Here is a 542-nt window from a genome sequence, read left to right as displayed (position 1 = left end):
CGGCGGGCCTGGGCGAAGGCGACGGCGTGGGTGGAGTGGGTGTGGGTGATGCCGCCGATGGAGGGGAAGGCCAGGTAGAGGCAGCGGTGGGTCTCGGTGTCGGTGGAGGGGCGCAGGTTCCCGTCGACGACCTGGCCGTCGGAGAGGCGGACGGTCACCAGGTCGTCGAGGGCGAGGGCCTCGTAGGGGACGCCGGAGGGCTTGATGACGAAGACCCCTGCCTCGCGGTCGACGCCGCTCACGTTGCCCCAGGTCAGTGTTGCCAGGCCGACCTGGGGAATGGCCAGGTTCGCGTCCAGTACCTCTCGCCGCAGACCGTCGCGGACTCGCACCGTCATCGGCTGTCTCCTTGGGTGCTGTTCATGGCCGTCACAGGGCCTGGGCGAGGCGGTGGTAGGCGGCGTTCCAGCGGATCTCCTTGGCGAACTGGTCGGTGGTGGTGTTCTCGTCGATGGTGAGCAGTTCGACGCCGGTCATGGCGGCGTAGTCGGTCAGGGTCTCGAGGTCGACGGCCGTACTGAGCACGGTGTGGTGGGGGGCTC

At 69.2% G+C, this 542-nt stretch carries 1 protein-coding gene and 1 pseudogene; both read right to left on the bottom strand.

Annotated elements, in window-relative coordinates:
* A partial coding sequence (locus ACFPIH_RS56435) for a class II aldolase/adducin family protein (RefSeq protein WP_381188195.1) occupies positions 1 to 338 on the bottom strand: 338 nt, incomplete at its 3' end.
* A gap of 31 nt (positions 339 to 369) precedes the next feature.
* Positions 370 to 542 (bottom strand): annotated as a pseudogene (locus ACFPIH_RS56430) (L-arabinose isomerase); the annotation flags it as partial.

The sequence above is a fragment of the Streptomyces vulcanius genome (assembly GCF_042653945.1).
Classification (GTDB): Bacteria; Actinomycetota; Actinomycetes; order Streptomycetales; family Streptomycetaceae; genus Streptomyces; species Streptomyces mangrovi.
This window is presented reverse-complemented; position numbering and strand designations above follow the sequence as displayed.